A 24,991-nucleotide genomic window follows, 5' to 3' on the forward strand; every position below is an offset into this window, starting at 1 on the left:
GACGAGGTTTCCGCACGCATTTCCGGCCTCCAAAGAGCACTCGCATCAAGCCAACTATTTAGGGGATAATTTGCTTCGGATTCCGAAGCTTATGAGATAGAGTTTGCTCCGTGTCTATGCCACCGTCAAGAGATTCCGAGCGGCCAAGGCTTCCCGTGGGCCAGTTGCTTGTCCGCCTGCTGGCCGAGTTTCGGCGCGAGCTCCTGGCCGAAGCGGAATCCCACGGGTACGCCGACATCCGCCTGGCTCACCTGCAGATCGCGGGCAACGTCGGAACCAAGGGCATCCGGCTGACTGCCTTGGCGGCCCGGGCGCAGCTCAGCCTCGCTGCCACGTCCGAACTTGTTAACGAACTGCAGGACCTGGGATACCTGGAGCGGAGGCCCGACCCCACCGACGCCCGAGCGAAACTCATTTTCCCGTCCTCCCGGGGACTGCAGATGCTGCGGGAGGCGTCAGCCAAAGTTCGGGAGCTCGAACAATTGTGGGGCTCCTATGCGGGCGGGGAACGCTTCGAGGCAGCCCTCCAGACTCTCCAGGACGTGCTCGATGCGACGGGGAAACCGGAGAGGCAGGACCGCGGGCAGGCCTAGGCGGTTTTGGAACCCCGTTCACTCCCAGCCTCCGGACGTAAACTGACCTCCGGACCACCAATCGGGGACCGTGCGTGGAACTGGAGACCGGATGCTCTGGAAACTGCTCGTCGAATACCTGAGGCCGCAGCGGCGGCTGCTGCTCGCCGTCGTCGTCTTCCAGCTGGCGGCCTCCATCGCCTCGCTCTACCTGCCCACCCTGAACGCGGACATCATCGACCAGGGCGTGGCGCGCGGGGACACCGATTACATCCTGCGCGTCGGCGGCGTGATGCTGATGGTCACCCTGCTGCAGATCGCCTGCACCATCGCCGCCGTCTACTTCGGCGCGAAGGCCGCGATGGCGCTGGGCCGGGACGTGCGCGGGGCGATTTTCACCCGGGTGGCGGAGTTCTCCGAGCAGGAGGTGACCCGGTTCGGCGCGCCCAGCCTGATCACCCGCTCCACCAACGACGTCCAGCAGGTCCAGCAGCTGGTGCTGATGTCCGCCACGCTGATGGTCACCGCCCCCATGCTGAGCATCGGCGGCGTCATCATGGCGGTGCGGCAGGACGTGCAGCTGTCCTGGCTGATCGCGGTCAGCGTGCCGGTGCTGCTCATCGCGGTGGGCCTGATCGTTACCCGCATGGTGCCGCTGTTCCGGCTGATGCAGACCCGGATCGACACGGTCAACCGGGTGCTGCGCGAACAGCTCACCGGCATCCGCGTGGTCCGCGCCTTCGTCCGCGAGGACATCGAGACCGCCCGCTTCGGCCGCGCCAACGAGGACGTCACGGACACCGCGCTGCGCGCCGGCCGGCTGATGGCGCTCGCGTTCCCCACCGTGATGCTGGTGCTCAACGTCTCCTCCGTGGCCGTGATCTGGTTCGGCGCGTTCCGGATCGAGGACGGCTCCATGCAGGTGGGCACCATGATCGCGTTCCTGAGCTACCTGATGCAGATCCTGATGTCCGTCATGATGGCCACCTTCATGGCGATCATGATCCCGCGCGCCGCCGTCTCCGCGGACCGGATCGGCGCGGTGCTGGGCACCGAATCCAGCGTCCGGCCGCCGGAGTACCCGGTCAGCCTCGCCGGTGCAGCCCGCGGCGAGCTGGAGATGCGCGACGTCGGATTCGCCTACCCGGGTGCCGAGGCGCCCGTCCTCTCCGACGTGGATTTCACCGCCCGCGCGGGGCAGACGACGGCGATCATCGGGTCCACCGGCTCGGGCAAGACCACCCTGGTGAACCTGATGCCGCGGCTCTTCGACGCCACCTCGGGCTCGGTGCGGATCGACGGCGTGGACGTGCGCGAGCTGCACCCGGACCTGCTCTGGGGGCACATCGGCCTGGTCCCGCAGAAGCCCTACCTGTTTTCAGGCACGGTCCGCAGTAACCTGCTCTACGGCAAGCCCGACGCCACCGAGGACGAGCTCTGGCGCGCGTTGTCCATCGCGCAGGCCGAGGACTTTGTCCGCGAGATGGAGGGCGGCCTGGACGCGCCCATCTCGCAGGGAGGCACCAACGTCTCCGGCGGCCAGCGGCAGCGGATCGCGATTGCCCGGGCGCTGGTGAAACGGCCCGAGCTCTACATCTTTGACGACTCGTTCTCCTCACTGGACACCGCGACGGACGCCCGGCTGCGGCAGGCGCTCCGGCAGCACACCGCCGGCGCGACCCTGGTGATCATCGCCCAGCGGGTGTCCAGCATTGTGGACGCGGACCAGATTTTGGTGCTCGACGACGGCAGGATCGTCGCGCACGGCACGCACGAGGAGCTGCTGGAGACCTCGCCGACGTACAACGAGATTGTGAATTCCCAGCTCGCGGCGGAGGAGGCGGTATGAGCAAGGTGGAGTCCCAAACCCCCGGCGCCGCCGCTGGTGGAGCTGGCCCCGCGGGCGCCGCTAAGGACGCGCCGCTGCGCATTCCCCGTCCGGCCGGCGGGCCCGGCCGCGGCGGCCCGTTCGCCGGAATGAACATCCCCGCGGAGAAGGCGATGAACTTCGGCCCCTCCGCCCGGCGGCTGCTGGGCGAACTCCGCCCCGAGCGGATCTGGCTGACGCTGGTACTGGCCCTCGCCGTCGTCAGCGTGACACTGTCCGTGATCGGGCCGCGGCTGTTGGGCGAGGGCACCAACCTGATCTTCGCCGGCGTCGTGTCCAAGCAACTGCCCGCCGGGGTGAGCAAGGCCCAGCTGATCGCGCAGCTGCGGGCCGCGGGGGAGAACCAAAAGGCGGACATGCTGGGCGCCATGGCGCTGACGCCCGGGAACGGGATCGACTTCGCCGCGCTGTCCTCCGTGCTGCTGTGGGCGCTGGTGTTGTATGTGCTGGCGTCGTCGTTTATGTGGATGCAGGCATATATCCTCAACGGCGTGGTACAGCGCACCGTGTACCGGCTGCGCGAGCGGATCGAGGCGAAGATCAACCGGCTGCCGCTGCGCTACTTCGACACCGTGCAGCGCGGCGAGCTGCTCAGCCGGGTGACCAACGACGTGGACAACATCTCCCAGAGCCTGCAGCAGTCCATCAGCCAGGCGGTGACCTCGCTGCTGACCGTGGCCGGGGTGCTGGTGATGATGGTGATCCTGTCGCCGACGCTGGCCATCATCGCCCTGGTGACCATTCCGTTGACGCTGGTGACGACCGCGGTGATCGCCAAGCGCTCGCAGAAACTGTTCGTGGCGCAGTGGAAGAACACCGGCGAGCTGAACGGCCAGATCGAGGAGACCTACACCGGGCACGCGCTGGTGAAGGTGTTCGGCCGGCAGCGCGAGGTGGAGGAGACGTTCCGGCAGAAAAACGTGGAGCTGTACCAGGCGAGCTTCGGGGCGCAGTTCATTTCCGGGCTGATCATGCCGGCCATGACGTTCATCGGGAACCTGGTCTATGTGGGGATCGCCGTGGTGGGCGGGCTGCAGGTGGCCTCCGGCGCGATGCAGTTGGGCGACGTGCAGGCGTTCATCCAGTACTCGCGGCAGTTCACCCAGCCGCTGGCCCAGCTCGGCTCGATGGCGAATCTGCTGCAGTCCGGCGTGGCGTCGGCCGAGCGGGTGTTCGAGCTGCTGGACACGGAGGAGCAGTCGGCGGATCCTGTGCCGTCCGTAGCGCCCGACGGCGGGCGGGGGCGGCTCGTGTTCGAGGACGTGTCCTTTGCCTACTCGCCGGACAAGCCGCTGATTTCCAACTTGAGCCTGGTGGCCGAGCCGGGGCAAACCGTGGCGATCGTTGGCCCGACCGGGGCCGGCAAGACCACGCTGGTGAACCTGATGATGCGCTTCTACGAGCTCGACGCCGGGCGGATCACGCTGGACGGCGTGGACGTGGCCGCGATGTCCCGGCATGAGCTGCGTTCGCGGATGGGCATGGTGCTGCAGGATACCTGGCTGTTCGGCGGGACCATCCGGGACAACATCGCCTACGGCCGGCCGGATGCTTCCGAGGCGGAGATCCTGGAGGCGGCGAAGGCGACGTACGTGGACCGGTTCGTGAAGTCCCTGCCGCAGGGTTACGACACCGTGCTCGACGATGAGGGTTCCAATGTTTCGGCGGGGGAGAAGCAGCTGCTGACGATTGCCCGGGCGTTCCTGGCCCGGCCATCGGTGCTGATCCTGGACGAGGCAACATCGTCCGTGGACACCCGCACCGAGGTGCTGGTGCAGAAGGCGATGAGTGCGTTGCGCTCGGACCGGACGTCGTTTGTCATTGCCCACCGGCTCTCCACCATCCGCGACGCCGACCTCATCCTGGTGATGGAAGCCGGCCAGATCGTGGAGCAGGGGACGCACGCTTCGTTGCTGGAGGCCGGCGGGGCGTACGCCCGGCTGCACGAGGCCCAGTTCGCGGCGCCGGTGGCGGAGGTTTGAGGAAAGGGCTCCCCGCAGCCGCAGAAGGCACGCCCTACAACCGGTGCGGGTCCTCGGCGTACATCTGCAGGCGGATTTCCAGGGCCTCGGTCATGTGGCGGGCTGCGATGTCGCCCGCCACAGTCGCGTCGCCGGCCTCGATCGCGGCAACCAGGGCCTCGTAGTCGGCCAGGACTGCCTCCCAACGGCCCGGGTGGGTGAGGGTGGTCAGGGTATAACGGCGGACCTGCTGGTCCAGGCCTGTCAGCAGCCGCATGAGGGACGGGCTGTGGGCCGCGGCCCAGATCAGGCCGTGGAACTCCCGGTTTGCCTCGGCCAAGGCTGGCCCGTCGGCCGGGTCCAACGCCCGCATGCTCTGGTACTTGGCCCGCAGCAGCCGGACATCCAGGTCCGTTCGCTTGCGCGCAGCCTTGGCCGCCGCCGCCCCCTCGAGCACAATCCGCGACTCGTAGATGTCTACGATCTCCTCGGCCGTGTGCGTCCGGACCGCCAGGACCTTGCCGCGGCGCTCCAGCAGGCCGTCCTGCTCCAGCCGCTGCAGCGCCTCGCGGACCGGGGTGCGGGAAGCGCCGTACCGCTCCGTCAGCTTGACCTCGGTGAGGGTCTCTTCCGGTGGGATCGCCGAGCTCAGGATGTCCTCCAGCAGGCGGCTGTAGACCGACTTCTCCAACACCACGCACGCTCCTCACTGGGCCCGGACCTTACGTCCACGGGCAATCCATCCGGGTTCCCATCACACCAGCTCGCAGTATACATTTGCATTCAATCGCGGCGCCGGAGCCCCGGCCGCCGCAGCCGGGGCCACCGAAGGAGCTTCCATGCCCGCCGAGATCCTGCTGGTCCACGGGAGCATGCTCGGCGCCTGGTGCTGGGAGGACACCATCGCCGAACTCGCCGCCCTCGGCACCGAGGCCGCCGCGTTCGACCTCCCCGGCCACGGGAACGACGCCACCCCGCGCGGCTCGGTGACCGTGGCCGACTACGTCGACGCCGTCGTCGACCGGCTAAACGCCGCGCCGGAACCCGTGGTCCTCGCCGGGCACAGCATGGCCGGGTACCCGATCGCGGCCGCGGCCCTGGAGCGCCCGGACAAGGTCCGGCACCTGGTCTACTTCAGCGCGCAGGCCCGGAAACCCGGGCAGTCGTGGGCGGACACGCTGGACCCCGCCATCCGTGAGACGTACGAACGGGAAGCCGCCGAGCGCGGGGACGGCAGCTACGTCGTTCCGGAAACAGTGGTGGCCTCCCGCTGGCTCTCCTCGCTGCAGTCGAACGCCCCCGCGGTCCAGGCGATCCGCTCCCGCCTCACCCCGCAGCCTGCCGGGCCGCTCTTCGAACCGTGGAGCCTGCCCGCCGGCGCCCTGGACGGCGTCACCGTGACCTACATCTGGCCCGAGAACGACCGGCAGAACACCGAGTGGCGGATGCGGATGTCCCTCTCCAACCTCCCGGCGGCCACCCGGCTGGTCACCATAAGCGGGGACCACTGCGCCATGCTGACCGACCCCGCGGGCACCGCCGCCGCCCTCCACGCCGTCGCCACCTGGTAGCAGCAAACGCGAGAGCAGGGTCGGAAAGGGGCTCAGGCGATCGAACCGGCCCGCCGGCCGAAGACCGCGCCGGCGGCCAGCCCGCTGCCGCCCGGATAGTTGCCGCTGAACAGACCGCCGAGCGCCTCGCCGCAGGCCAGCAGGCCCGGGATGGGGGCGCCGTCGTCGTTCAAGACGCGCCCGTAGGTGTCCGTCTTCAGCCCGCCGAACGTGAAGGTCACGCCGCAGGTGACGGGGAAGGCGTAGAAGGGGGCCGTCTCCAGCGCCAGCGCCCAGTTGCTCTTGGGCGGCACCACGGCGGCCGCGCGGCCGTCCTTGACGTTGGGGTCGAACGCCCGGCCGGTGTCGATGCCGTCGTTGTAGCCGGCCAACGTGCGTTCCAGCCCGGCCGGGTCGATGCCCGCACGTTCGGCCAGGGTGGCCAGGTCATCGGCGACGATGACCGAGACGCCGGGCATCTCGTATTCCTCGGCGCGGAGCATGGGCCGGGTCGTGGCGTCGAACAGCTGGAACGCCACGGCTCCGGGCTGCTGCAGGATGTCCCGGCCGTAGCGGGCGTAGGTGTAGTTGCGGAAGTCGGCGCCCTCGTCCACGAAGCGCTCGCCGTCGCGGTTGACCACGATGCCCAGCGGGTAGCCGCCGCGGGTCAGCTGGTTGGTCAGCTCAAAATTGCTCTCATTCTCGGCAAAGCCGGCATCCCAGGCGACGCTGTGGCAGGTGGACCAGTCCCCGCCCTGCGCAGCTCCGGCGTCCAGGGCGGCGCGGATCATCTCGCCGGTGTTCCCCGGGGTGCCGCGGACCTTCGCGTTCTGCCAGCCCTCGCCCAGGTAGCGGCGCCGCATCTCCGGGTTCGCTTCGAAGCCGCCGGAGGCCAGGATCACGGACTCTGCCCGCACCTCTCCCTCTACGCCGTCGTCGTCGCGGAACGTCGCGCCCACCACGCGCGCATCCTCGACGATCAGCCCGGTCGCGGCGTGGCCGTAGCGGACGCCGACGCCGGCGCGTTCGGCCGCCGCCACGTGGTCCTCCATCAGGCCCTTGCCGCCGCCGACGTTGCCGATGTGCAGGCCGCCCCAGAACAGGAACGATCCGTCCGGCCGGTTGTACGCCTGGCGTTCGTACATCAGCCGGTACTTCAGCCCCTGCTGCTGCAGCCACCGCAGGGTCCCGTGGCTTTCCTCCACCAGCACCCGGGAAAGCTCGGGATCGTTCCGTCCACCCGAGACTTTCTCCAGGTCCGCGAGGTAGTCCTCCTGCGTGTACGGCGGAACCTCCGTGACGGCGTGACGCTTGTCGGGTTCGACGACGTCGGCCAGGTCTTCCAGCCCGCCGTGCGGGATGCGGGTGGCGCCAGCGGTGTAATAGCTGTTGCCGCCGGCGCGGTCCTTCTCCGCCTTCTCCAGCAGCAGCACCGAGCGGCCGTTTTCGGCCGCGGCCAGTGCCGCCGTGAATCCGGCGTTGCCGCCGCCTACCACCAGAACGTCTACGTTCTTCACCATTTCAGACTCCATTCTCGCTGTTGAATACGAATGTATACAACAGAATGCAATCGGACAAGGGGTTACGCGAAGTATTGCGGGGAAGTGGTGGTGGCGCAAGAAACTCAGCAGGGAGCTCGACCGTATCCGGCCGAGCTCCCTGCTAATCCCGCCGCACCGCCGCTACGGGCGCGCTGTGGTCAGTTGGTTTTGGCGATGAAGACGTCGCACGGTGCGTTGTGGGCGACCGTGTTGGCCACGCTGCCCAGAACCCTTCCCAGGCCCTGCATCCGGCGGTTTCCCACGACGATGACCTTGGCCTCGAGGCGTTCGGCCTCGCTGATGAGGACCTCGTGCGGCTTCCCGTGCGCGGCGGTGTACGTGGTGGAGACGCCCGATGCGCCCAGCAGCAATGCCACGCGCTGCGCCACCTTGGTCGCCTGCTCGGAGTCGGAGACAGTCCAGTCCTCGCCCGCGATTTCCACTACTTCGGTCTTGTCGCTCGCGTACGCGGTGACGACATTGAGGGTTGCGCCCATGGCCGAGGCCAGGTCCGCAGCGGTACGCGCGGCCCGCATGGCTGTTTCTGATCCGTCGACGCCGACGATGACGATGCCTGACACTGGTCGATCTCCTTCTTTAGTCACTCATGGCGGTGCTCCCGGATGCCCCGCGGGCACCGGGTGACGTGCAGGGGTTTACGGCGCAGGGATCTCCTGTGCGTCGATGTACATCTCGATCCGGATGTTCTTGGCAACTTCCAGGTGGGCGCTGGCGATCTTGCCGGCCCGCTCCGCGTCGCGGTCGCGGATGGCGGCCACCAGTTCCTCGTGTTCCTTCAGAACCTGGTTCCAGCGGGCGGGTGTGGCCAGGGTGGTGCCGGGGTAGCGGATGAAGTGGACCAGGATGCGGTCGAGCAGATCCAGCAGCGCGGCGCTGTGGCTCGCTGCCCAGATGCGCTCGTGGAAGGTGCGGTTCACGGCGGCCAGCTGGGCCGCGGTGGCCTCCTCGAACTTCAGGTCCACCATGCTCTGGTGGGCGCGTTCGATCAGCATCAGGTCCATGTCCGTGTGCCGCAGAGCTGCCGTCTTGGCGGCGGCTTCCTCCAGGAAAGAGCGCACCTCGTAGAGGTCCAGCATCTCCTCGGGCCGGTACTCCCGGACCTGCATCCGGGAACCGATCCGCTCCACGAGGCCCTCGGTTTCCAGGCGGCGCAGGGCTTCCCGGATAGGGGTACGGGACACGTTGTACTTCTTGGCGAGCGCGGTCTCCACCAGCTGGGCCTTCGGCGGGAACTCCTGGGCAATGATCGCGTTGCGAATCATCAGGTACGGACTCATGAGTGCCGGATTGCTCATCGCTGGTCTCCTCCTTGTGGCAGCAGCTGTTGTGAACATCAGGCGGTCCTGATTCAACTCAACATACAGTCGCAGGCCATTTTAACACACGGTATACATTCTCCGCGTTCGGTCGACACGGAAGGAGCGCCCTCCCCACTCTATGTCACGGTTCAGTAACGGGTGTGTGCCAACACACATTTTTGTTGCTCGCTTCCTTCAAACGGTATACATTCGATCCAAAGCGAGGACAGTTTCTCAAAACTGTACCGAAAGTGCTTCAAAGATCGACCGGTACCAACGACGGTACGCAGGCACCATTGAGGAGACACCATGACCAGCCCCACCGGCACGGTCCAACTAGGGGAATCGGACTCCCCACGAACGTCAGTAATTCAGGTCCCGGCCGCCCTGGTCCGCGGCGGGACCAGTAAGTGCTGGATCTTCCGCCAGAGCGACCTGCCAGCGGACACCGCGGACATCGAACGCCTGCTGATCCGCACCTTCGGCTCACCGGACCTCCGCCAGATCGACGGCGTCGGCGGCGCATCCTCCACCACGAGCAAGGCGATCATCGTCGATGACCTCGGCTCGGCCGACGGCGTGGTGAACTACCGCTTCGCCCAGGTGGCGATCGACAACCCCTCGGTGGAATGGGACAGCAACTGCGGCAACTGCGCCACGGGCCTGGGCCTTTACGCGCTGCACGCCCGGCTGGTAACTCCGGCCGACGGCGTCTCCCGTGTCACGATCGTCAACACGCTCACCGGGCTCAGCCTGGTCTGCGAGGTCCCCACCCCGGGCGGCGAGGTCCCCACCTACGGCGCCCGGCAGATCCCCGGGCAGTACTACCCGGGCGTGCCGGTGGACATCATTTTCGAGAGCAGCAGCTGGACCAGCTTCGAGACGGAAATGCCCACCGGCCACGCCGTCGACGAGGTCACCGTCCGGGGACGCACCTTCCACGCCACCCTGATCGACGCCGGCGCCCCGGCGGCGCTCTTCGATCCGCAGGACTTTGGCTTCACCGGCCGGGAGGACGCGGAAGAGCTGGAGGAACTGGTGGCCCTCGCACCGGAGCTGCGGTCCGCCGCCGCCAAGGTCATGGGCATCCCCAGCCACCTGACCTCCATCCCGAAGGTGGGCATCGTAGGCCCGCCGCCGGCAGGGGAGACGGGCGTCTCCGCACGGATGATCTCCATGGGCGCCCTCCACCCCGCCATCGGCCTCACCAGCGCCGTCGCCATCGCCGCCGCCTCCGGCCGCGCCGGCTCCGTCGTCGCCAACGCCGCGGTGAGTAACGCCGAAAGCGCAGGCCACGACGGCGGCGACACCCTGGCGATCCACCTCCTGAACGGTGCCACCAGGACGGCACTGGACGCAGCGGTTCCCACCAAAGTCGCATTCCAACGGTCCGCCAGGGTCATCAGCGAAGGAACAGTGCTCGTCCCCGGCGACTGACCGGGCGGCAGGCTTACATTCACAAGGACGTGTCATGAAAATCAGCATCCAGAATTTGCAGCTCAAGTACGGCGACTTCGTCGCCATCGAGAACCTCAACCTAGACATCGGCGACGGCGAGGCCCTGGTTCTCCTGGGCCAGTCCGGCTGCGGCAAGACCAGCACCATGCGCTGCCTTGCCGGCCTGGAAGAACCCAGCTCCGGCCGGATCATCATCGACGACGTCGTGGTGTTCGATTCGGAAAAGGGCATCAACCTGCCGCCGAACAAGCGCAACGTCGGCATGGTCTTCCAGTCCTACGCAGTGTGGCCGCACATGACGGTCTTCCAGAACGTCGCGTACTCCCTGAAGCTGCAGCGGCTCTCCAAAGCCGAAACGCAGGACCGGGTGATGGAAGTGCTCACTATGGTGGGCCTGGAGAAGTTCGCGGACCGCGGCGCCAGCCTCCTCAGCGGCGGCCAGATGCAGCGCGTGGCCCTGGCCCGCAGCCTGGTGATGCGCCCCAGCGTCCTGATGCTCGACGAACCGCTCTCCAACCTGGATGCCCGGCTCCGCGACCGCCTCCGCGTGGAACTCCGTGAAATCCAGCTGCGCCTCGGCCTGACCTGCGTTTACGTCACCCACGACCAGCACGAGGCCTTCGCCCTGGCCGACCGCATCGCCCTCCTCCAGGGCGGAAAGATCGTCCAGATCGGCGGCCCGCGGGAAATGTACGAGACCCCGGCCAGCGCCTCGATCGCCCACTTCCTGGGCGTCTCCAACGTCATGGACTGCGAATCGGTGCCCGCCCCGGACGGCTCCGCCACCGCCAAGGTTGCCGGCCACGGCCTCACCATCCACTCCGCCCAGCGCGCCGCCACGGCCCCGCAGCACATGAAGGTCTGCATGCGCGCCGAAGACCTCCAGATCAGCTCCCGGCCCACGACGGCGCCCAACGCCTGGCAGGGCAAGGTCATGGTGGCCGGCTTCCAGGGCAACGACGTGCGCTACGCCGTCGAACTGGAGGGCGGGCTGGAACTGGACGCCCTCGGCACCATCAAGCGGGGCGAACAGCACGAGGTGGGCGACTCGGTCTGGGTCAGCATCGACCCGTCGCAGGTCCAGATCCTCCCGGCGGAGGTGCTGGTATGAGCCTCAAGACGCCCCTGGCGGACCCCGTCATCACGGCCAGCCCAGCCCCCGTCGCCTACCGCGGGACCAAGGCTCTGGGGAACCTGCGCAAAAGTACCCCCGCCATGATCATCATCGCGATCCTGGCCGTCCTGGTGCTCCTGCCGCTGGCGCTGGTGCTGCTCGCGGCGTTCTCCGACGCCGTTCCCCGCCCCGGCAACATCTCCCTGGGCGGGCTGACGCTGGACAACCTGATCCTCCTGGCCAGCCCGGAAGCCCTCGGCGCGCTCGGCAACTCGCTCATGGTGGGCGCCGGATCGGCCGTCGTGGCACTCGTCATCGGGGCGTTCCTCGCCTTCGTCTGTGCCCGCACCGACGCGCCGCTGCGCAAGTTCATCTTCTTCATCGGCATGGCCCCGATGTTCATCCCCGCGCTCGTCGGCGCCCTGGCCTGGTCGCTGCTGTCCTCCCCGAGCGCCGGCTACCTGAACATCCTGCTCCGCGACCTGGGCATCGACTTCATCATCAACATCTACAGCCTGCCGGGGCTGATCTTCGTGCTCGGGATCTTCTACGCCCCGTACGCGTTCCTGCTGATGCACAGCTCGCTGTCCATGATGAACGCCGACCTCGAAGAGGCCGCCACGGTCCACGGGGCCACGCTGAAGACCATGCTGCGCACCGTCACGCTGCCGCTGGCGCTGCCGGCCGTCCTCGGGTCCGCGATCCTGGTCTTCGCCCTGACCATGGAGAACTTCCCGGTGGCCCAGGTGATCGGCAACCCGGCCGGCATCGACACCCTGCCCACCTACATCTACCGCCTGATGAGCGCGACGCCGGCCAAGAGCAACCAGGCGGCCAGCATCGCCATCGTCCTGACGGCGGCCCTGCTGATCATCACCGTGATCCAGCAGCGCATCATCAACAAGCGCAAGTTCACCACGGTCACCGGCAAGGGCAACCGGCCGCGCCAGGTCCCGCTGCGGAAGCTGCGCTGGCCGTTCACCATCATCGCGCTCGCCTACTTCGCCGTCGCCGTCGTCCTCCCGATGCTCGCGCTGCTCGCAGCGTCCATGCAGGCAACCCCGTTCGTGGCTTCCATCTCCCAGCTCTTCGAGACCGGGGCGATGAGCTTCGCCAAGCTCGCCGACGTGCTCGGCTCCCACGATTTCCAGCTCGCATTGCGCAACAGCGTGATGGTGGCCCTCCTGGCCGCGATCGCGGGAACCACACTGAGCTTCATCGCCTCCTACGTGCGCTACCGGACCAAGTCGCGCCTCGGTCAGCTGATCGAGCTGATCGCCATGACGCCGCTGGCGGTTCCCGCGATCGTCATGGGCATCGGCCTGCTGTGGACCTGGCTGCTGCTGCCGGTTCCGGTCTACGGCACGCTGGCGATCCTGGCGATCGCCTGCGTGGCGGTCTTCCTGCCGCAGGGTTACCGGGGCATCTCGGCGTCGATGCTGCAGATGGACCAGGACCTGGAGGACAGCGCCGTCATGCTCGGTGCGCGGCGGGCCAAGGCGATCGTCTCGGTCACCCTCCCGCTGATGCGCGTCGGCATCACCTCCTCGTTCCTGCTGTTCCTGATGCTCTCGATGAGGGAGCTCAGCGCCTCGATCTTCCTCTTCACCTCCAACACCCGGATCCTCTCGATCCTGGTGTTCGACAACTTCGACAACGGGCAGAGCCAGGCGGCCGCGGCCGTCAGTGTCCTGTACATCGTCGTGATCGCCGTGCTGGCGGTGATCGCCCAGAAGGTGGGCGCCGACCGCAAGCTCGGCGCCAAGTAACGCTTCCCAAAACCACACCATTTGAAAGGGTCTAAACAATGAAGTTAGCGTCCAAAATCCCCCTGCTCGGACTCGGCGTCGTCCTCTCGCTGAGCATGGCCGCCTGCGGCGGCTCCGCCCAGGGCACCAGCGTTGTCACCGCCACGGCGGAGGTGAAGACCGAGGACGGCCTGGTGATCAACGGCGAAAACATCGCGGACAAGGCCACCTATGAGAAGGCCAAGACGCAGACGCTGAGCCTGTATTCGGGCTACACGGAGTCCTCCGAGAGCGCCCTGGTGGCCGCCTTCAGCAAGGACACCGGTATTAAGGTCAACGTGGTGCGCCTGACGCCGAACAAGCTCGCCGAGCGCGTCCAGTCCGAGCAGGGCGCCGGCAAGCTGGGGGCGGACGTCATCCGCACCTCGGACTACCGGATCGCCAAGACCCTGGAGGACGCAAAGGTCTGGAAGACCTACGACGTGCCAGGCGCCGCGCAGTTCAAGGACGTCTCGATCGACGGCGGCCAGTTCACCCGCATGTTCAACTCCGTCTACACGCTCGGCTACAACACCCAGCTGGTCAAGGAAGCGGACGCCCCGAAGTCCTGGGCCGACGCCGTCAGCGGCAAGTGGCAGGGCAAGCTGGGCATCGTCCAAGGCGGCTCCGGCGGCAGCACCGCCTCCTTGAGCCGGTTCATGGAATCGAAGATGGGCTCGGACTACTTCGCCAAGTACGCGGCGCAGAAGCCCACCATCTATGACTCCCTTGGCGCCGAGGCCACCGCGCTGGCCCGCGGCGAGGTGGCGGTGGGAACCGTGACCATCAGCGGCACCAACATCTCCGCCGTGCAGGACAAGGCCCCGGTGAAGTTCATTGTTCCGGATGAGGGACTCGTGGCCTACGACTACTACCTGGGCATGGCGGGGTCCGCCACGAACCTTGAGGCGGCCAAGGTGTTCATGAACTACAACCTGTCCAAGCAGGGCCAGAAGGTTTTCGCGCAGCTGGGCGAATACCCGGCCCGCACCGACGTTGAGCCGCCCACCATCATGGGTATCAAGCTGCCGGCCGCCGACTCCGGCAAGGTCTACCGGATGGCGAACTCCGACGCGACCAGCTTCGGCAAGGACGACCTGGCCAAGTGGAACAAGGTCTTCGGCTACAGCAAGTAACCCGCAAACTGCCCGGGCCTGAGGGCCCGGGCAACGGACCGCAGTGGGGCGGCGAATGATGATCACCGGGATCATCGCCAATTCGCAACGTGCGCCGCCCCGCTGCACCAACCCGATCCCTGAGCGTCCGGCCCGTAACTAATCCCCACATACTCCCGCGCCGGATAAGCTCTACCAAGCCGCTGCAGTCACGCTCCCTCGGCGAGCAAGGGCTCCAGGCCCGCCCCTGCGTGGGCCGGCCGACGACAGCGCCGTAAACGACTGCCTCGCAGTAGCCGCTCTCAAGGAGGAGACCAAGGTGACTAAGACCGCGCAGCGCACTGCTGCTCCCGTGGGCGACGCCCCCGGCAAACGTCCGCAGCGTACTGCCCCCCGGCGCCTTATCCTGCTGATGGCTGCGAGCGTGCTCGCCGTCCTGGCTCTGGTTTTCCTCGTGCTCGGCGGTGGCAACTTCCAGCCGGCGTCCGCCGCGAAACCGGAGGGGACCATGACCGCCGTCCAGATCATTCCCCTCGTCATCCTCGTCGTGATGTTTGTCGTCGCTACTAAGTGGCCGTTGAACATCGGCGTCATGGGGCTGGTCGCATCCTTCGGCGTCGGCTACTTCATGCTCGGCATGACCGACAAGGAGATGCTGGCGGAGTTCCCCGCCAGCATTGTCCTGACCATCATCGGGGTGACCTATTTCTTCAGCATGGCCCAGCGGAACGGCACCATCGACATCATCGTGCAATCCTGCGTGCGCCTCGTCAGGGGCAAGACCATGCTCTTGCCGTGGGTGTTCTTCCTCATTGCTGCCGCGTTGACGTCGCTGGGTACTTTTTCTCCGGCCGCTGTCGCGCTGCTGGCACCGGCGGCCCTAGGTTTTGCCTACGAATCGCGCATCCATCCCGTGCTGATGGGCGCGTTCATCATCAACGGAGCCCATGCTGGCGGCTTTTCCCCGTTGTCCGTGGCCGGTGTGCTGGTACACGACGTCGCGCTGAAGAACGGCTTTCCTATTTCTCAGGGGGCACTCTTCACGGCGAGCTTCGCCCTCAACCTCATTCTCTCCGTCCTCACCATTGCCGTCTTCGCCCTCCTGGGAAGGCTGCGCGATGGTGAGGACGGCCAACATGCGGATCTCGACACAACCCGTACGGCTCGTCCCCACGGCCAACAGATCCTTACCCTCGTGCTGATCGCCATCATTCTGGTGTGCACCCTTGGGTTCCACCTGCCGATCGGCTTTGTCGCCCTCTCCGCCGGACTCCTGCTGGCCTTGGTCAACATCAAGGAACAGCAGACATTCATCGGCGGCATCTCCTGGTCCACGGTCCTCCTCGTGGCCGGCATGATCACCTATGTCTCGCTGCTCCAGCACGTGGGCGTCATCGACACGCTCGCCAAACAGGCCCTGGCCCTCGGCGCACCACTGCTGATCGCACTGGTGCTCTGCTACGTGATCGGCGTCGGATCAGCCTTCGCCTCCTCCACGGCACTGCTGACAGCGTTCATCCCCCTCGCCGGTCCCCTCCTGGCCAGCAGTTCGTTGAGTGCTTCCGGAACAGTCGCGGCACTGGCTATTGCTGCCACCGTCGTGGACGTCTCACCGTTCTCCACCGACGGAGCGCTGGTGGTCGCCAACGCCCGCGGCGACGACCGGCAGCGTGTCTACCGGCAGCTCATGGCCTACGCCGGGGCAGTTGTGCTGGTCGGCCCGGCGCTCGCCTGGGGACTGCTGGTACCGACCGGCATTATGTAATCGTGCCCGCGGATCCCAGGTAGCCAAGGCGACCTGTCTCGTGGGCCCTGTGGGCACAACGGCGGCGGGCAGGACGACGCTGGTGAACCTTTTGATGCGCTTTTACGAGCTCGACGCCGGGTGGATCACGCTGGACGGCGTGGACGTCGCCGCGATGTCCCGGCACGAGCTGCGCTCCGCGATAGGGGTCCCCGCCCGAGCTTGCGAGGGATGGGGAAATCGCGGAGCGCTAGGGGGTGCCATGGTCCGGAGGCGAGGTCTACGGTGGAGGAGTGAGTGATCGCCCCGAAATCTTCACTGTTGGTGAACTGCGTGCCTCCGGCCACGTCCACAAGGACCTGCGCCGCGAAATCCGCGACAACCTGCTCGCCGCGCTCGCCGCCGGCCGCGACCCTTGGCCCGGGATGTTCGGCTTCAGCCGCACCGTCCTGCCACAGCTGGAACGCGCCCTCCTCGCCGGGCACGACGTCGTCCTGCTCGGCGAACGCGGGCAGGGCAAGACCCGGCTGCTGCGCACCCTGGCCGGGCTGCTGGACGAATGGTCGCCGGTGATCGAGGACTCGGAACTGAACGAACACCCCTACGAACCCCTCACCGAGCACTCCCGCGCTCTGGCCCTCACCGAGGGGGACCGGCTGCGGGTGGCGTGGCGGCACCGCTCCGAACGGTACGTTGAGAAGCTCGCGACGCCGGACACCTCCGTCGCGGACCTGATCGGCGACGTCGACCCGATGCGGGTGGCCGAGGGCCGCCGCCTGGGCGACCCGGAAACCATCCACTACGGTCTGGTCCCGCGCTCCAACCGCGGCATCATCGCCATCAACGAACTCCCCGACCTCGCCGAGCGGATCCAGGTGTCCATGCTCAACGTGATGGAGGAACGCGACATCCAGATCCGCGGCTACGTGCTGCGGCTGCCGCTGGACGTCCTGGTGGTCGCCTCCGCCAACCCGGAGGACTACACGAACCGCGGCAGGATCATCACCCCGCTGCGGGACCGCTTCGGCGCCGAGATCCGCACCCACTACCCGATCGAGCTCGACGACGAGGTGGCCGTCATCCGGCAGGAAGGCCACCTGGTGGCCGGCGTCCCGCCCGTCATCCTCGAGATCCTGGCCCGCTACACCCGGGCACTGCGGCAGTCCCCGGCGATCAACCAGACCTCCGGGGTGTCCGCCCGGTTCGCCATCGCCGGCGCCGAAACCGTCGCCGCGGCCGCCCTGCGCCGCGCCAGTGTGCGCGGCGAGGACCAGGCCGTGGCCCGGATCATCGACCTCGACGCCGCCGTCGAAGTCCTCGCCGGAAAGATCGAGTTCGAATCCGGCGAGGAGGGCCGGGAACAGGACATCCTGGACCACCTGCTGCGGATGGCCACCGCCGAAGCCGTGCGGGCGCACTTCCACGGCCTCGACATGGGGGACCTCGTCGCCGCCCTGGACGGCCACACCACGGTCACCACCGGCGAGCTGGTCACGGCGCGGGAGTTCCTCGACAACCTTCCGTCACTCAACGGATCCAGCCTCTACGACGACATCGGCGCGCGCCTGGGCGCGGACAACGACGGGCAGCGCGCCGCCGCCGTCGAACTGGCCCTGGAAGGCCTCTACCTCGCCCGGCGGATCTCCAAGGACTCCGACGACGAGGCAACCGTCTACGGGTAACGCAGCCAAGGCTAAGGAGGGCCCATGACCGCTCACCACCGGTCCCGCTACAGCCGCTACGCTGGCGGGCCCGATCCGCTCGCCCCGCCGGTGGACCTGGCGGAAGCGCTGGACGCCGTCGCCGAAGACGTGATGGCCGGCTACTCTCCCCGGCACGCCCTTCAGGAATACCTGCGCCGCGGCGGCCGGAACCGGGAAGGGCTCGACGACCTCGCCGGCCGCGTCCAGCAGCGGCGCAAGGACCTGCTGGGCCAGCACAAACTGGACGGCACGCTCAACGAGGTGCAGAAACTGCTGGAGACCGCGGTGCTGGAGGAACGCAAACAGCTGGCCCGCGACGTGCGGATGGACGACACGGACCGCGCCTTCCGCGAGATGCAGCTGCAGAACCTGCCCAAATCCACGGCGGCGGCGGTCAACGAACTCGCCTCCTACGACTGGCAGTCCAGCACCGCCCGCGAGGCCTACGAGCAGATCAAGGACCTGCTGGGCCGCGAGATCCTAGACCAGCGGTTCGCCGGGATGAAGGAGGCGCTCGAGGGCGCCACGGAGGAAGACCGCGCGGCGGTGGCCGAGATGCTGGCCGACCTCAACGAACTGCTCGACAAGCACCGCCGCGGCGAGGATACCGACGCGGACTTCCGGGACTTCATGGCCAAACATGGCCAGTTTTTCCCGGAGAACCCGCAGTCCGTCGAGGAACTGATCGACGCGCTCGCCCAGCGCGCGGCTGCCGCCCAGCGGCTAATGCAGTCCATGTCCGCCGAGCAGCGCGAGGAACTGATGCGGCTTTCCGCCCAGGCGTTCGGCTCGCCGGAGCTTATGGCACAGCTGGGCCAACTCGATGCCAACCTGCAGGCGCTGCGCCCGGGGGAGGACTGGTCCGGCTCCGAACGCTTCGAGGGCGAGGAAGGGCTGGGGCTCGGCGACGGCACCGGTGTGCTGCAGGACCTTGCCGAGCTGGACGAACTCGCCGAACAGCTCTCGCAGTCCTACAACGGCTCGCGCCTGGACGACGTGGACCTGGACGCCCTCGCCCGCCAGCTGGGACAGGACGCCGCGGTGTCCGCCCGCACCCTGGCGGAGATCGAGCGGGCCATGCACGACGGCGGCTTCCTGCAGCGCGGCGCCGACGGCGACCTCAAGCTCTCCCCGCAGGCCATGCGGCGGCTGGGCCGGTCGCTGTTGCGCGACACCGCGAAGCAACTCTCCGGCCGGCAGGGCCGCCGGGACACGCGCGTTGCCGGGGCGGCGGGGGAGCAGACCGGCTCCAGCCGGCCGTGGGAGTTCGGCGACGCCGAACCGTGGGACGTCACCCGGACCATCACCAACGCGATCCGCCGCACCATCGCCGACGGCGGCGACCCGCGCCACGGCCTGCACCTGGCCGTGGACGACATCGAAGTCACCGAAACCGAGGCGCGCACGCAGGCCGCCGTCGCACTCCTGGTGGATGTCTCCTTCTCGATGGCCGCCGAGGGGCGCTGGGTGCCGATGAAACGCACCGCGCTGGCCCTGCACCACCTCGTGTCCACCAAGTTCCGCGGCGACCGGCTGCAGCTGATCAGCTTCGGCCGCTACGCGCAGACCATCGACATCGGCGAGCTCACGGCCCTGCCGGCGTTCCGGGAACAGGGCACCAACCTGCACCATGGGCTGCTGCTGGCCGGCCGGTTCTTCCGCCAGCACCCGTCCATGCAGCCGGTCCTGCTGGTGGTGACCGACGGCGAACCCACCGCGCACCTGGAAGCCGACGGCGAATCGTGGTTCTCGTATCCGCCGGACCCGGAGACCATCCGCGTCACCGTCGCCGAGCTGGACCGGCTGGGCCGCGCCGGCACCCAGGCCACGTTCTTCCGGCTCGGCAATGACCCCGGCCTGGAACGGTTCGTCGCCCGGATGGCCCGCCGGATCGATGGCCGGGTGGTGGCGCCAGACACCGGGGACTTGGGCGCCGCCGTCGTCGGCGAGTACCTCCGCGCGCACTTCCGCGGCCGGGCGTACGGGGATGAGGACTGGGCGACCTAGAATTCTGTTCGACGCCGATATTCAAGGGCGCTGGTTCTCAAGGACACGGATTTATCGAAACTGGAAAGGGCCGGAATGGCGCGAATGCCGCCAGCCCCGCTGGAACCGGATGACGCCGTCGTCCAGTTCCTCGTCAAGGACCAGCGGCCCGATCTCGCAGACCGTCCTCTGGTGCGGCTCACGAATGGCTGGGACAACGCGACCTTCCGGCTCGGCGACGAGCTCGCTGTCCGGCTGCCGCGCAGGGCAGAGGCCGTGCCGCTGATTCTCCATGAGCAGCGCTATCTTCCCGGCATTGCCCGCCGCTCCCCGGTGGCGCTTCCCGTTCCCGTTCATGCCGGCCGGCCGACGTCTGACTTTCCCTACCCGTGGAGCATCGTTCGGTGGGTCCCCGGAACCGGTGCGGCCGACGTCGGCCCCGCAGGCCGCGGGCCAGCCGCTGAAGGCCTGGCCGATTTCCTCCTGGCCCTGCACGTGCCTGCCGACACCGGCGTCCCCGTGAATCCTTTCCGCGGCGTGCCGCTGCCGGACCGTGGCGCTGCAGTGGTGGAACGGCTCCGGGACCGCGGACGCTACCCGCAGGCGGCGGCGCTGAGGGCGGTGTGGGCGCGGGCGTGTGCCGCCCAGGCCTGGGACGGTCCGCCGATGATGCTCCATGGGGACCTTCACCCGGGCAACATCCTGCTGGCGGACGACGGCTCGCTGGCCGGCGTCATCGATTTCGGCGACGTCGGGGCAGGGGACCCGGCCGTCGATCTTGCGGTGGGATGGCTGATGTTCGACGCCGGCGCCCGCCAGCGCTTTATGGACGCCTTGGGCCCAGCAGTGGACGGGGACACCTGGCTGAGGGCCCGGGGCTGGGCCCTCATCCTGTCCACCGCCCTGCTGAGCAACTCCGACGACAACCCCCGGATGCTCTCCGTGGGGGAGTTCGGGATCAGGCAGATCCTGGAAGGCTGAAGTTGCCTGCAACCCTGACGCCAACGTTAAATGTCGGTGGCTCCTGCCATGCTGTGGGTATGGAAGGCGGAGCAGTTGCGCAGACGTTGGAAGCCATGGAGGCTTCCCTTGCCAGGCTGGCTGCTTTTGCCGGTCGCGGAGCCCGGAACGCGGCCTCGACGGGCGCCGACCCTCTTCGGGACGAAGCCGACGCGTGCTTGGACGGTATGGCCGAGGTGGCCAGCATGGAAGCCAGGCTGGCCGGGTTGAAAGTCCACTTCGCCGCCGGATATGCCGGCGCTGCCGCCGCTATGGCCGGCGCAGCCGCTTCGCCGCAGGCGCGCATGGCCCAGGAAATGGCGGTGACTGCAGAGGTGGCCTGCGTGCTGACCGTGAGTGAACGATCGGCGGCGGCGCTCCTGTCCGAGTCAACCACCCTGACCACCCGGTTGCCCCGGACGCTGTCCGCGCTGCAGGCAGGAAGCATATCCTGGCAACACGCGCGGGTGATGTGTGACGAAACGTCCGGTCTGGACCCCGCTGCGGCGGCTGCGTTGGAGGCTCATTTCCTGGACCCCGAAGCTGCCGTGGCCGCGCGTGGCTGCCCGGCGGGGGAGTTGGTGCCGGGAAGGTTCCGGGCCAAAGCGCGCCGATGGCGTGAGGTGCATCATCCTGAAAGCATCGAAGCACGCCACCGCAAAGGTGCCGAGGACCGTCGGCTGGAATACACGCCGGACCGCGACGGCATGGCCTGGCTCTCGGCCTATCTGACTGCGGATGCGGCGGTGGGTGTGTGGTCCCGGGCCACGGAAGCGGCGCGTGCCCTGCAGGGGCCGGATGAATCCCGGACCCTGACGCAGCTCCGTGCGGACGTTGCCGCTGACTGGCTGCTGGCGGGGGTGGTGGAAGGAACTCCGTCACCCAAGGCACAGGTCCTGGTGACCGTGCCGGTGCTGTCTCTTCTAGGCGCCGTGACGGAACCGGCCACGCTGGATGGGTACGGTCCCGTTCCCCCGTCCATGGCCCGCCGGCTGGTGGGGGATGGTGCCAGATCATTCCTCCGTGTGCTCACCGATCCGCGCAGCGGAGCGCCGCTGGAGATCGGCCGGACCAGCTACAGGGTTCCGAAGGCGATGCGCCAATGGTTGCGGCTACGGGACGGCCGGTGTCGGTCCTACGCCAGCGAAGGTCAGGACTGGGAACCACCCCGCTGGCCGCAGGGTCTCGGCGATGAGGGTGAGGGCTGGGAGTTGGAGCCGCCCGACTGGCCCGACGACGTTGACGGCGCCGTCGGACCCGGGGAGACCGGGCCACCATTGCCCGTGGATCCCCTTCCGGACTGGGAACAGTTCATCGCGGCGTAGGATCGGCGCTCTCACAGATGGACGCTGTTCCGGGGGCTGCGCATGACGACGACGTGGGCGTGGCATCGGGAAGTTGGCGTGCGCGTTGTGAGAATGGCCGTTCGCGGCAGTAACCCACTGACGGGCCGCTGCCATATCCTGTCGAATCGGGGCAGAGTTGTTCGTAGTAGAGGTGAGCGAGCTCCCAGACAGGGCGCCCCCAAACCTGAGGAGATGACTCGAAATGCAGTATTTGCTGTCCGTGATCAACGACAAGCTTGAGCTCTCGCCGTCGGAGGAGATGGCGACCATTGACGAGTTCAACGACCAGCTCCAGGCCGACGGCCACTGGGTCTTCGCCGGCGGCCTCGGCTTTCCCAACACGGCCACCGTCATCGACAACCGTGGCGAGTCCCCGGTGGTGACCGACGGGCCGTTCGTGGAGTCGAAGGAGTTTCTGGCCGGGTTCTGGATCATCAACGCCCCCGACCTCGACGTCGCGCTCAAGCTGGCCGCCGAGGGCTCGAAGGCCTGCAACCGGAAAATCGAGGTGCGGCCGTTCCTGTGAACGCATCCGACGCCGGAGGCGCCGGGGGAGCGGTCAGCCAGGCCTACCGGGAGAACTGGGCCCGGGTGGTCGCCGCGCTGGCCCGCCGTTTCGGGGACCTTGACCTCGCGGAGGAGGCGGCGGCCGAGGCGTTCAGTACCGCCGTCGAACGCTGGCCGTCCGACGGCGTCCCTGCCAACCCGGGTGCCTGGCTGACCACCACGGCCAAGCGCAAGGCCATCGACCGGCTCCGGCGCGAGAACAAACGCGACGGCAAACACCAGGAGGCCCAGTTGGTGTTCGACGACGAACCGGCCGAGCCGCTTGGCGCGGTCGAGGACGACCGGCTCCGGCTCATCTTCACCTGCTGCCACCCGGCGCTCGCGTTGCCGGCCCGCGTGGCGCTGACCCTGCGGATGGTGGGAGGGCTGACCGTGCCGGAGATTGCCCGTGCCCTCCTGGTGCAGGAGAGCACCATGGGACAGCGGATCACCCGCGCGAAGGCCAAGATCAAGGCCGCACGGATCCCGTACCGGGTGCCGGCCGCAGAGGACCTCCCCGCGCGCGTCTTGGGTGTGCTCGCCGTGCTCTATCTGGTCTTCAATGAGGGCTACCTGGCGACGGGCCCGGACACCGGACCGGTCCGCTCCGAGCTGACGGCCGAGGCGATCCGGCTCACCCGCCTGCTCCGGACCCTGATGCCCCACGACGGCGAGGTGGTAGGCCTGCTGGCCCTGATGCTCCTCACCGAGGCCCGCAGCGCCGCCCGGATCTCGGCAGGCGGCGAACTGGTGACCCTCGACGAGCAGGACCGGGGTGCCTGGGACGCGTCCCTGATTGCCGAGGGCCACCGCCTGGTGCGTGAACGTCTCGCCTCCGGACTGGCTCCGGGGCGGTACCAGCTCCTCGCGGCCATCAACGCCGTCCACACCTCGGCCCGCGACTTCCGCGACACCGACTGGTCCCAGATCGTCGCGCTCTACGACCAGCTGGCGGCCCTCGACCCGTCGCCGATTGTCGCGCTCAACCGGGCCGTGGCGGTGGGGGAGCTGGACGGGCCGCAGGTGGCGCTCGCCGCCGTCGACCGGCTGGAACCAGAGCTGGCCGGCTACCACGCCTACCACGCCACCCGCGCCGACTTGCTGCGGAGGTTGGGCCGCGCCACGGAGGCGCGTGCGGCGTATGGGAAAGCCATCGAATTGGCGGGCAACTCCGCCGAGGCGGCCACCCTGAAGCGCCGCCGGGACCAGTTGGGTTCCTGACCCGGGGCCCGCCCGGATCTTGCGCGGCACTGTGCGGTCCGCGAGGATGAACGCCATCCCCCCGAACTGCAAAGAAGGGTCCACCCGATGACCAAGTACCTGATCTCGTTTCCGAGTGCCGCCATGGTCTTCCCCGAGGAGGAGCTGCAGGCCGTTGCGGACGCGGCCCATGCGGTAGTCCAGGAAGCGAAGGACGCTGGCGTCTGGGTGTTTGGCGGCGGCATCGACGAGAGTATCCCGCCCATCATGGTGGACGCCGACGGAAGCGTCCGCGAGGGCACCTACCCGCAGACAGTGCAGCTCGAAGGTGGCTACTCAGTGCTGGATTTGCCGTCCCACGACGCGGCCGTGGAGTGGGCGGCCAAAATCGCGGGAGCCTGCCGCTGCGCGCAGGAGGTACGAGCCTTCCAATACGACCCGGCCAGTTGATCAGGACTTTCAGCCATGGAGCCGATGGATTGCCTGGTCATTTACGTCCCCGCTGAAGCTGCCCACGACGTCCGGCAGGCGATCGGCGACGCCGGGGCGGGCAGGCTGGGCAATTACTCACACTGCTCGTTCAGCGCGGAAGGAACCGGGCGCTTCACGCCCCTGCCGGGCGCGACTCCTGCCATCGGCGCCGTCGGTTCCCCCGAGGAGGTTCCGGAAACGCGGGTCGAGGCCATCTACCCGCGTTCCCTGCGCGACGCCGTCCTCAACGCGGCACTGTCCGCGCACCCGTACGAGACGCCGGCGTTCATGACCTTCCCCATCGACGCGAGCCTGCCGGCCGGGTCCCGGCCGGACGCCTAGGGTTCGACGAGCATCAGGATGGTGTCCGGCCGGACGCCGTCGTACTTCATCGCCTCGGCTGCCTCTGCGGACGCCATGACGCGCTGGAACGCGTCCAGGTCCGGGACTTCGGCGATCAGGCCCACGCGCTGGCTCTTTGCCGGATCTGTGAAGGTCCGAACCGTAATGCCCAGAGGCCCGAAGACTTCCTCGCGTTTGGGCGACTTGAGCCAGTGTTCGACGTCGTCGACTTCATGGAAGATCAATAGTGTTGGCATCACATGCCTCTGCTTTCTGGGACTGTGCCAGGAGCCGAGCAGGTCAAGGGGCCGTGTCCGGACATCCCGATCACGCTGAACCTACCACGGCC

Annotated in this window: 22 protein-coding genes; 17 read left to right on the plus strand and 5 right to left on the minus strand. The window is 67.9% G+C overall.

The window, feature by feature from the left end:
* Positions 1-155: 155 nt before the first annotated feature.
* From E7Y32_RS07120 to E7Y32_RS07130, 3 genes are all read left to right on the plus strand, one after another.
* Positions 156-593 carry a MarR family winged helix-turn-helix transcriptional regulator gene (locus tag E7Y32_RS07120; protein ID WP_146336506.1) on the plus strand — a complete coding sequence of 146 codons (438 nt, stop codon included), beginning with the start codon at positions 156-158 and terminating at the stop codon, positions 591-593.
* A 91-nt stretch (positions 594-684) separates the two neighbouring features.
* Positions 685-2,421: an ABC transporter ATP-binding protein gene (locus E7Y32_RS07125; RefSeq protein ID WP_146336507.1), complete on the plus strand. Its 1,737-nt coding sequence runs from the start codon at positions 685-687 to the stop codon at positions 2,419-2,421.
* Positions 2,418-4,442 carry an ABC transporter ATP-binding protein gene (locus tag E7Y32_RS07130; RefSeq protein ID WP_146336508.1) on the plus strand — a complete coding sequence of 675 codons (2,025 nt, stop codon included), beginning with the start codon at positions 2,418-2,420 and terminating at the stop codon, positions 4,440-4,442. The genes E7Y32_RS07125 and E7Y32_RS07130 overlap by 4 nt, the downstream gene beginning before the upstream one ends.
* 34 nt (positions 4,443-4,476) lie before the next feature.
* Here the strand turns inward: E7Y32_RS07130 and E7Y32_RS07135 are convergent, their stop codons facing one another.
* Positions 4,477-5,118: a GntR family transcriptional regulator gene (locus E7Y32_RS07135; protein ID WP_261382568.1), complete on the minus strand. Its 642-nt coding sequence runs from the start codon at positions 5,116-5,118 to the stop codon at positions 4,477-4,479.
* A gap of 142 nt (positions 5,119-5,260) precedes the next feature.
* On the opposite strand from E7Y32_RS07135, the gene E7Y32_RS07140 reads away from it, so the two are divergent.
* Positions 5,261-5,992: an alpha/beta fold hydrolase gene (locus E7Y32_RS07140; protein WP_146336509.1), complete on the plus strand. Its 732-nt coding sequence runs from the start codon at positions 5,261-5,263 to the stop codon at positions 5,990-5,992.
* A 32-nt stretch (positions 5,993-6,024) separates the two neighbouring features.
* On the opposite strand, the gene tcuA is transcribed toward E7Y32_RS07140, so the two are convergent.
* The 3 genes from tcuA to E7Y32_RS07155 all read right to left on the minus strand — a co-directional run bounded on the left by tcuA (position 6,025) and on the right by E7Y32_RS07155 (position 8,828).
* Positions 6,025-7,491 carry an FAD-dependent tricarballylate dehydrogenase TcuA gene (gene tcuA / locus E7Y32_RS07145; protein WP_146336510.1) on the minus strand — a complete coding sequence of 489 codons (1,467 nt, stop codon included), beginning with the start codon at positions 7,489-7,491 and terminating at the stop codon, positions 6,025-6,027.
* 179 nt (positions 7,492-7,670) lie between these two features.
* Positions 7,671-8,093 (minus strand): universal stress protein, encoded by a 423-nt coding sequence (locus E7Y32_RS07150; RefSeq protein ID WP_146336511.1) that lies wholly within the window; start codon positions 8,091-8,093, stop codon positions 7,671-7,673.
* A 75-nt stretch (positions 8,094-8,168) separates the two neighbouring features.
* On the minus strand, positions 8,169-8,828 hold the full coding sequence (locus E7Y32_RS07155; RefSeq protein WP_261382569.1) for a GntR family transcriptional regulator: 660 nt from the start codon (positions 8,826-8,828) through the stop codon (positions 8,169-8,171).
* 312 nt (positions 8,829-9,140) lie between these two features.
* Here E7Y32_RS07155 and E7Y32_RS07160 point away from each other — a divergent pair, with 312 nt between their 5' ends.
* The 13 genes from E7Y32_RS07160 (at position 9,141) to E7Y32_RS07225 (ending at position 24,642) form a co-directional block, all read left to right on the plus strand.
* A complete protein-coding gene (locus tag E7Y32_RS07160) occupies positions 9,141-10,268 on the plus strand; it encodes a PrpF domain-containing protein (RefSeq protein ID WP_146336512.1) in 1,128 nt (375 codons plus the stop codon).
* A gap of 34 nt (positions 10,269-10,302) precedes the next feature.
* Positions 10,303-11,400 carry an ABC transporter ATP-binding protein gene (locus E7Y32_RS07165; RefSeq protein ID WP_146336513.1) on the plus strand — a complete coding sequence of 366 codons (1,098 nt, stop codon included), beginning with the start codon at positions 10,303-10,305 and terminating at the stop codon, positions 11,398-11,400.
* Positions 11,397-13,172: an iron ABC transporter permease gene (locus E7Y32_RS07170; protein WP_146336514.1), complete on the plus strand. Its 1,776-nt coding sequence runs from the start codon at positions 11,397-11,399 to the stop codon at positions 13,170-13,172. Before E7Y32_RS07165 ends, E7Y32_RS07170 begins: the two co-directional genes overlap by 4 nt.
* Positions 13,173-13,210: 38 nt before the next feature.
* Positions 13,211-14,326: an ABC transporter substrate-binding protein gene (locus E7Y32_RS07175; protein WP_146336515.1), complete on the plus strand. Its 1,116-nt coding sequence runs from the start codon at positions 13,211-13,213 to the stop codon at positions 14,324-14,326.
* 298 nt (positions 14,327-14,624) lie between these two features.
* Positions 14,625-16,070: an SLC13 family permease gene (locus tag E7Y32_RS07180; protein WP_146336516.1), complete on the plus strand. Its 1,446-nt coding sequence runs from the start codon at positions 14,625-14,627 to the stop codon at positions 16,068-16,070.
* A 272-nt stretch (positions 16,071-16,342) separates the two neighbouring features.
* Complete coding sequence (locus E7Y32_RS07190) at positions 16,343-17,731, plus strand: sigma 54-interacting transcriptional regulator (RefSeq protein WP_146336518.1); 1,389 nt, start codon at positions 16,343-16,345, stop codon at positions 17,729-17,731.
* A gap of 24 nt (positions 17,732-17,755) precedes the next feature.
* The gene (locus E7Y32_RS07195; RefSeq protein ID WP_146336519.1) at positions 17,756-19,759 is read left to right on the plus strand and encodes a VWA domain-containing protein; all 2,004 of its coding nucleotides are present in this window, start codon (positions 17,756-17,758) and stop codon (positions 19,757-19,759) included.
* 84 nt (positions 19,760-19,843) lie between these two features.
* Positions 19,844-20,719, plus strand: coding sequence for an aminoglycoside phosphotransferase family protein (locus tag E7Y32_RS07200; protein ID WP_315897994.1), 876 nt, complete (start codon positions 19,844-19,846; stop codon positions 20,717-20,719).
* Between the two features lie 59 nt (positions 20,720-20,778).
* Positions 20,779-22,062, plus strand: a complete 1,284-nt coding sequence (locus E7Y32_RS07205) for a 13E12 repeat family protein (protein ID WP_261382570.1) — start codon at positions 20,779-20,781, stop codon at positions 22,060-22,062.
* Positions 22,063-22,285: 223 nt separating this feature from the next.
* The gene (locus E7Y32_RS07210; RefSeq protein WP_146336521.1) at positions 22,286-22,609 is read left to right on the plus strand and encodes a YciI family protein; all 324 of its coding nucleotides are present in this window, start codon (positions 22,286-22,288) and stop codon (positions 22,607-22,609) included.
* A complete protein-coding gene (locus E7Y32_RS07215; protein ID WP_146336523.1) occupies positions 22,606-23,850 on the plus strand; it encodes an RNA polymerase sigma factor in 1,245 nt (414 codons plus the stop codon). The genes E7Y32_RS07210 and E7Y32_RS07215 overlap by 4 nt, the downstream gene beginning before the upstream one ends.
* Before the next feature lie 87 nt (positions 23,851-23,937).
* Positions 23,938-24,279, plus strand: a complete 342-nt coding sequence (locus E7Y32_RS07220) for a YciI family protein (protein ID WP_146336525.1) — start codon at positions 23,938-23,940, stop codon at positions 24,277-24,279.
* Positions 24,280-24,294: 15 nt separating this feature from the next.
* Positions 24,295-24,642 carry a hypothetical protein gene (locus E7Y32_RS07225; protein ID WP_395940444.1) on the plus strand — a complete coding sequence of 116 codons (348 nt, stop codon included), beginning with the start codon at positions 24,295-24,297 and terminating at the stop codon, positions 24,640-24,642.
* Here E7Y32_RS07225 and E7Y32_RS07230 read toward each other — a convergent pair.
* On the minus strand, positions 24,639-24,899 hold the full coding sequence (locus E7Y32_RS07230; RefSeq protein WP_146336526.1) for a hypothetical protein: 261 nt from the start codon (positions 24,897-24,899) through the stop codon (positions 24,639-24,641). The two genes, E7Y32_RS07225 and E7Y32_RS07230, sit on opposite strands and share 4 nt — an antisense overlap.
* Positions 24,900-24,991: the final 92 nt, after the last annotated feature.

The sequence above is a fragment of the Arthrobacter sp. UKPF54-2 genome, assembly GCF_007858535.1.
In the GTDB taxonomy this organism is placed as follows: Bacteria; Actinomycetota; Actinomycetes; order Actinomycetales; family Micrococcaceae; genus Arthrobacter.

Coding starts and splice junctions, on each gene's coding strand:
- E7Y32_RS07125 (WP_146336507.1), top strand. CDS start 685: ATGCTCTGGAAACTGCTCGTCGAATACCTGAGGCCGCAGCGGCGGCTG.
- E7Y32_RS07130 (WP_146336508.1), top strand. CDS start 2,418: ATGAGCAAGGTGGAGTCCCAAACCCCCGGCGCCGCCGCTGGTGGAGCT.
- E7Y32_RS07140 (WP_146336509.1), top strand. CDS start 5,261: ATGCCCGCCGAGATCCTGCTGGTCCACGGGAGCATGCTCGGCGCCTGG.
- tcuA (WP_146336510.1), bottom strand. CDS start 7,491: ATGGTGAAGAACGTAGACGTTCTGGTGGTAGGCGGCGGCAACGCCGGA.
- E7Y32_RS07155 (WP_261382569.1), bottom strand. CDS start 8,828: ATGAGCAATCCGGCACTCATGAGTCCGTACCTGATGATTCGCAACGCG.
- E7Y32_RS07160 (WP_146336512.1), top strand. CDS start 9,141: ATGACCAGCCCCACCGGCACGGTCCAACTAGGGGAATCGGACTCCCCA.
- E7Y32_RS07165 (WP_146336513.1), top strand. CDS start 10,303: ATGAAAATCAGCATCCAGAATTTGCAGCTCAAGTACGGCGACTTCGTC.
- E7Y32_RS07170 (WP_146336514.1), top strand. CDS start 11,397: ATGAGCCTCAAGACGCCCCTGGCGGACCCCGTCATCACGGCCAGCCCA.
- E7Y32_RS07175 (WP_146336515.1), top strand. CDS start 13,211: ATGAAGTTAGCGTCCAAAATCCCCCTGCTCGGACTCGGCGTCGTCCTC.
- E7Y32_RS07195 (WP_146336519.1), top strand. CDS start 17,756: ATGACCGCTCACCACCGGTCCCGCTACAGCCGCTACGCTGGCGGGCCC.
- E7Y32_RS07200 (WP_315897994.1), top strand. CDS start 19,844: ATGCCGCCAGCCCCGCTGGAACCGGATGACGCCGTCGTCCAGTTCCTC.
- E7Y32_RS07205 (WP_261382570.1), top strand. CDS start 20,779: ATGGAAGGCGGAGCAGTTGCGCAGACGTTGGAAGCCATGGAGGCTTCC.
- E7Y32_RS07210 (WP_146336521.1), top strand. CDS start 22,286: ATGCAGTATTTGCTGTCCGTGATCAACGACAAGCTTGAGCTCTCGCCG.
- E7Y32_RS07220 (WP_146336525.1), top strand. CDS start 23,938: ATGACCAAGTACCTGATCTCGTTTCCGAGTGCCGCCATGGTCTTCCCC.
- E7Y32_RS07225 (WP_395940444.1), top strand. CDS start 24,295: ATGGAGCCGATGGATTGCCTGGTCATTTACGTCCCCGCTGAAGCTGCC.
- E7Y32_RS07230 (WP_146336526.1), bottom strand. CDS start 24,899: ATGCCAACACTATTGATCTTCCATGAAGTCGACGACGTCGAACACTGG.